Here is a 2,048-nt window from a genome sequence, read left to right as displayed (position 1 = left end):
GAGTGCCCTCGTAAATGCAGTCGACCGGACATTCCTCGATACAGGCCTTGTCCTTGAGATCGACGCAGGGTTCGGCGATCGTGTACGTCACGAAGGTCTCCTCTCGGTCTCCAGCTGGCTGTTTGGCTGAGCCGGTAGATGCTGAGCCCAATGGCGACGGCACTTCCCGGCGGTGCGATGTCTTGGTTACTGATACTAGACGTTGCATATACAACGCAAGCACCAGGTCACTATGCGCGTCGCTGCAGTGCAACTAGTTGCATAAGACGGTCCGGTGTTCTTATGCTGCGCCGGTGACACTTCCCCACGCGATCCTGGTGTCGCTATGCGAACAGTCCGGCTCCGGCTATGAGCTCACACACCGGTTCGATCGCTCGATCGGATACTTCTGGAGCGCCACCCACCAGCAGATCTACCGCACGTTGCGGACGATGGAAGACGACGGCTGGGTGTCGGCGACCGTGGTCGCGCAGCGCGGGCGGCCGGACAAGAAGGTCTACACCGTCTCCGACGCCGGCCGGGCGGAATTGGCGCGCTGGATCGCGGCGCCGCTGCGAACAGGCGGGTCCGGCCGCGGTGGTGCGCTCAGCGACAACCGCACTCGTGAAATCGCCGTCAAGTTGCGCGGCGCCGCCTACGGCGATATCACCGCGCTGCGCGCGCAGGTCGCCGCGCTGCGCGCCGAGCGGGCCGAGCTGCTGGACACCTACCGCGGCTTCGAGAAGAAGCAATTCCCCGATCCGACGACGTTGCGCGGCACCGCATTACATCAGTATCTGGTGCTGCGCGGTGGAATCCGCGCCGAAGAAAGCACAATCGACTGGCTCGACGAAGTGACCAGCGGGCTGAAGAACCTGACGCAGGGGCACCGATGACCTATCCAAACCTGTTGTCCCCGTTGGATCTCGGATTCACAACGCTGCGCAACCGGGTGATCATGGGCTCGATGCACACCGGCCTGGAGGACCGTGCCCGCCACACCGACCGGCTCGCCGAGTATTTCGCCGAACGTGCACACGGTGGCGTCGGCCTGATCATCACCGGCGGCTACGCGCCCAACCGAACCGGCTGGCTGCTGCCGTTCGCGTCCGACCTGACCTCGTCCGGGCAGGTAGGCCGGCACCGGCGCATCACCCGCGCGGTGCACGACGCGGGCGGCAAGATCCTGCTGCAGATCCTGCACGCCGGGCGGTATGCCTATCATCCGCTTTCGGTCAGCGCATCGTCGATCAAGGCGCAGATCAACCCATTTCGTCCGCGCCGGCTCTCGTCGAGCGGTGTGCGGAGCACGATCGACGACTTCGCCCGCTGCGCGCAGCTGGCCCGCGAGGCGGGTTACGACGGCGTCGAAATCATGGGCAGCGAAGGGTATTTGATCAACCAGTTCTTGGCGCCGCGAACCAACAAGCGCAACGACCGGTGGGGCGGCAGCGCGGAGAAGCGCCACCGATTCCCGGTCGAGATCGTGCGACGCGCACGCGCGGCAGCCGGATCGGATTTCATCATCTGCTACCGGATGTCGATGGCCGACTTCGTCGAGGGAGGTCAGAGCTGGGACGACATCCTCACGCTCGCAACCGAAATCGAAGCCGCCGGCGCGACGATGATCAACTCCGGCTTCGGCTGGCACGAGGCGCGGGTACCCACCATCGTCACGTCGGTACCCAACAACGCCTTCGTCGACATCAGCCATGCCGTCGCCGGGCACGTCAACATCCCGGTGGTGGCGTCCAACCGAATCAACATGCCGCAGGCGGCCGAACAGATCCTGGCCGACACCCATGTGCAGCTGATCTCGATGGCGCGACCGCTGCTGGCGGACCCCGAGTGGGTGCTCAAGGCGCAGGCCGCCCGCGACGACGAGATCAACACCTGCATCGCCTGCAATCAGGCCTGTCTGGACCACGCTTTCGTGAAGAAGACGGTCTCGTGTCTGCTCAACCCGCGAGCGGGCCGCGAGACGGAGCTGGTGCTTTCGCCGACCCGGCGCGCACGCTCGATCGCGGTTGTCGGGGCCGGCCCGGCCGGGCTGGCCGCCGCGGTGAACG

1 protein-coding gene and 2 pseudogenes are annotated in these 2,048 nt (G+C 65.5%); 2 read left to right on the top strand and 1 reads right to left on the bottom strand.

Features of this window, described 5'->3' with window-relative positions; translation table 11 throughout:
• Positions 1 to 91: pseudogene (locus VGH54_RS20360) on the bottom strand (ferredoxin); the annotation flags it as partial.
• 202 nt (positions 92 to 293) lie between these two features.
• Between VGH54_RS20360 and VGH54_RS20355 the strand changes: the two are divergent.
• Both VGH54_RS20355 and VGH54_RS20350 read left to right on the top strand, forming a co-directional pair.
• Complete coding sequence (locus VGH54_RS20355; RefSeq protein WP_331513889.1) at positions 294 to 875, top strand: PadR family transcriptional regulator; 582 nt, start codon at positions 294 to 296, stop codon at positions 873 to 875.
• A pseudogene (locus VGH54_RS20350) lies at positions 872 to 2,048 on the top strand (2,4-dienoyl-CoA reductase FMN-binding domain-containing protein); the annotation flags it as partial. The gene VGH54_RS20355 and the pseudogene VGH54_RS20350, both read left to right, overlap by 4 nt.

The organism is Mycobacterium sp. (genome assembly GCF_036488105.1).
Taxonomy (GTDB): domain Bacteria; phylum Actinomycetota; class Actinomycetes; order Mycobacteriales; family Mycobacteriaceae; genus Mycobacterium.
This window is presented reverse-complemented; position numbering and strand designations above follow the sequence as displayed.